This window comes from Escherichia sp. Lx600-2 (assembly GCF_036662595.1).
Lineage (GTDB): Bacteria > Pseudomonadota > Gammaproteobacteria > Enterobacterales > Enterobacteriaceae > Escherichia > Escherichia coli.
The window spans coordinates 1-3,664 of sequence record NZ_JAYQWM010000167.1; the positions used below are offsets into that span (position 1 = coordinate 1).

Here is a 3,664-nt window from a genome sequence, read left to right on the forward strand (position 1 = left end):
AGTCTAAAAACTAGTATTAAGACTATCACTTATTTAAGTGATATTGGTTGTCTGGAGATTCAGGGGGCCAGTCTAATCGCACTCCACAGATCATCAAAAGAAATCATTACCGGTCCGTCACGACGCCAGAGAGTGATACTGTTACCCAGTTCATTAATCCCGGTACGGCGGATATCCAGATCAATACGGGACACCACGCCGTCATCAATCATCCATTGCAGGCATTCGCGGATATATCCCCTTACCGTCTGCACCAGCTGATTGGTCAGTTTGCTGCGCTGAAGCAGCCACAGTCGGGAGCCGTAACGGTCATTCTGTACCGCAGGCCAGGTATCCCCCCACCATCCCATCGGGACGTCGGCGTTGTCATCAGGCTCCGCCCGCCGCCAGGTAAACAGGGAAATCACCACGGCGCGGGTCAGCGGATCCAGCGGTGCGCTGGCGCAGGTGCGTTTACCGTTCACCGTCAGCCACAGTTCCATCATGCCTCCATCGCTTTATCAGGTTTGTCGGTGTTACTGCCCTGACCGTTCTCTCTGTGACGATGCCCGTTATAGGCAAGCCGCATCGCTGACATGGTGGTGCCGCCGGAGTCGCACAGGTCTTTCACCTGTCCGGTCACTTCCAGGTCCATTTCAAAACGTGCTTTAGGTGAATTGCGAAACGTGATCGTTTTACCTGCACCGTCCACCACGATCCCCTCCCGGGTCAGCGTCACGGACTGCCCCTGATCGTCATAGACAGCCACCTCACCCGTCTGCAGCCCTTTCAGGCGGTAGCGCCGGTCCGACACCGTAACAACCACCGCATGAGAACGGTCGCCATCCGGAAACAACACCACCGCTTCCGCACCGCTGTTTGCCCTTGCGGTAAAACCGTAGGGTTCAAGATGTTCAACCCCGGCTTTGGGTTCACCGGCAATCAGGGACACATCCACGGTCTGACATTTCGTGGCGGCACTGATGCTTTTCACCACGGCCCGCCCAATCAGGCCGAGGAGTTGTCGCTGCATGGCTTCAATCGTCCTCATCAGAACGGATCCTCCTGTACTCTGGCTTTTTTCTTTTTCCGCGCGCCGGGGGCTTCGGGTTCAGGCAGATAAGCATCAGGTGGGCCGACACGGATTTCCGTCAGGGTGCCGTTCTGGTCCTGAGTAAACGTGACTTCCGAAACAAGCAGTTCGGTATTGTCGAAACCACAGACCGGATCAAAGACAATCACCCGCTGGTTGGGCTGCCACAGCGTACCGTTACACTGTCGCCAGCCCTGCACCACATAGGTGGTTTCATCCGTCCGCGCCGCCCGTTGTCTGGCTTCAAAGTCCGCACGGGCAATACAGCCTGCCCCCGTAGCCTGCCCTGTCTGCCTGATATACATCGGACGGTAACGGGCAATAAATGCGTCCTCTGTGCGGGCCCGCAGCGCGGTGGTGGTGGCCTCACCGAAATCATCGTCGTTTCCGGCACGCTGCCCCGCCACCTGGTAAACAGAAAACCGCTCCCGGATACTCTTCTCCGTATCGCAGGAAAGGATGTTTTCCCCGAGTACCAGCGCAGTATGTGCCCGAGTTGAGCCAATACCGCCAATCACCAGCCTGCCGTGCGGGTCGTCGTAAGCCAGTGCCTGCTGCTGACCGAGTATTTTGTTGATTACCTCAATCACCGTTTCACCGTGATCAGGCTGAACATCAGGAATAACACCCGACGGCGCACCGCTGTTCACCACCTCAATGCCGAAAGGCGCAGCAAGCGCCTGCGCAATCTGCACCAGCGAGCGTCCGTTAAACTGTGTCGGTTCGGCTGCACAGTCAATCAGGTCAGCCGTCAGACTACGTCCGACAATACCGGTGCTGACCGAACGGGAATCGTAACGAACGGGCGTCGCCTCCACCCAGCCGGTGATCACCAGCTCATCACCAATCAGCACTTCCACTTTTGAACCGTTTTTAATGCGCGGCTGAAGCGTGGTGATACCCTCATCTCCCGGCCACTGGCGGGTGATCTCCACACTGAAATCCCGCGCCAGCCGTTCAATACCGGCACCGATGCGCACCGATGTCCAGCCATTCCACTCCCGGCCATTTACCCGTAGCGTGACATTGTCGTTCATTGCACTGGCACCTTCAGAGGGATCACCGGCACAAAGCCGGGATGCGTAATGGCATTACGCCGGATAATGTCCGCGTCACGCGCCGCGTTATCAAACCAGGTCGCCGCCAGCACCAGCGCGGGTAAAACCTCATCCGGTGTGCGCTGAATGATCCGTGCAGACTGTTCAAGGCGCGTGTTGATATCCGCATTCAGATCTGCTTTCACCCGGCGCAGCGCCAGAAACAGCGCATCACTGGTTGTACGGGACAACTCCTTATCAATTGCCGTATTCAGTGTGTCGCGAATGTCAGTCAGTTCTTCCCACGTCGGCAGGTCAACCGTGTTTTTCACCGCCGGTGCATTGTTCAGTGCCGGATGCGTGACGGAAGGCCAGCCAGTGCTCTGCGCGGGTGTTGTTGCCTGCCCCACTGCGGCATTCTGCATCACCGCGGAAGTTGTTGGCGCAGGCAATCGGGTGACGGCATACGCCGCTTCGCTGATTGCGGTCGTACGAAGGGTGCTGGCAACCACGTTACGCTGCTGCGTCGCCGTGGCGGTGGTTTTACTGTCCGTTTTCCAGACGCCGCGCGGTTGCAGATCGCTGCCGAGGCTGACACCGGAAAGCGTTTTGATCATGGTGACCAGGTCGCTGGCGTTACCATAAAGGCGTTTCCCGGTACGCCACATTTTCTGCACCTGCTCAACGAAATTTTTGCCTGACGATGGCGGCGGCAGAAGTACCGAGATATCCCCCTGCAACAGCCTGGCGGCATCCGATACGGCAGAATCCACCACTTTCATCGCATCAGAAACATACCCCAGCATTATGCTGGCATTACCGATAACGTCGTTCTGCACGAAATCCGCAACACCATCGATACTGAAACCGCTGAAGCTGTCACTGATGCAGTCATCCAGTGCAGAACAGGATGACATCAGCGTCTGCGCCGTCGCCGCACCTGATGTGGGGTAAGAGAGTTCTCCTGCTTCGACAAACTTCAGGTCAAAGCGGACAATACGCCCTTCACTTTTCGATGTGCTGACCCGAACTTCCCCGTCAACACAGACTTTCAGCTCACCATATGTCGGGTGGACAAGCGTGCCTGGACCGGGTTTATTCAGCGCGTCAATCAGGCGATCGCGCTGGTCAAAGCAGTCATCTCCCACCACATAAGCTGTGATGGACGGGCGGAAAGTGATTTTCCCCAGGTCTTCGGTATAGGGTTTGTCGCGGTTTGGGTATTCATGCGTTTCAACCCGACGTCCTACCGGGGCCCCTTCATCTTCTACCTTGAACGGAACGCCGCGAAACGACGCTTCAACCAGTCTGTCTTTCCACGCCATTGTCTGCACCAATATGATTTGTTATAAGCTACTCTGTTTCAGACGCTTCTTTCGAAGCGCCAGAGAACATTTACCTTTAAGGAGAGGTATAAATGGAAATGTTTTTGCCGTTAATACTGGGTTTGTTGCTAGCCGTTTTCATAGGACGGTGGGCTTGGTAATGACTCCAACTTATTGATAGTGTTTTATGTTCAGATAATGCCCGATGACTTTGTCATGCAGCTCCACCG

At 55.9% G+C, this 3,664-nt stretch carries 5 protein-coding genes; all 5 read right to left on the reverse strand.

What is annotated here, in order from left to right:
• Window positions 1–59: 59 nt before the first annotated feature.
• Window positions 60–482: a phage GP46 family protein gene (locus OQV04_RS23820; RefSeq protein WP_247806876.1), complete on the reverse strand. Its 423-nt coding sequence runs from the start codon at window positions 480–482 to the stop codon at window positions 60–62.
• Window positions 482–1,030 carry a phage baseplate assembly protein V gene (locus tag OQV04_RS23825; protein ID WP_001259087.1) on the reverse strand — a complete coding sequence of 183 codons (549 nt, stop codon included), beginning with the start codon at window positions 1,028–1,030 and terminating at the stop codon, window positions 482–484. Before OQV04_RS23825 ends, OQV04_RS23820 begins: the two co-directional genes overlap by 1 nt.
• A complete protein-coding gene (locus OQV04_RS23830) occupies window positions 1,030–2,109 on the reverse strand; it encodes a phage baseplate assembly protein (protein ID WP_101969439.1) in 1,080 nt (359 codons plus the stop codon). Before OQV04_RS23830 ends, OQV04_RS23825 begins: the two co-directional genes overlap by 1 nt.
• On the reverse strand, window positions 2,106–3,434 hold the full coding sequence (locus OQV04_RS23835) for a DNA circularization protein (RefSeq protein ID WP_101969569.1): 1,329 nt from the start codon (window positions 3,432–3,434) through the stop codon (window positions 2,106–2,108). Before OQV04_RS23835 ends, OQV04_RS23830 begins: the two co-directional genes overlap by 4 nt.
• Window positions 3,435–3,605: 171 nt before the next feature.
• Window positions 3,606–3,662 carry an IS1 family transposase gene (locus tag OQV04_RS25355; RefSeq protein WP_003032489.1) on the reverse strand — a complete coding sequence of 19 codons (57 nt, stop codon included), beginning with the start codon at window positions 3,660–3,662 and terminating at the stop codon, window positions 3,606–3,608.
• Between the last annotated feature and the right edge of the window lie 2 nt (window positions 3,663–3,664).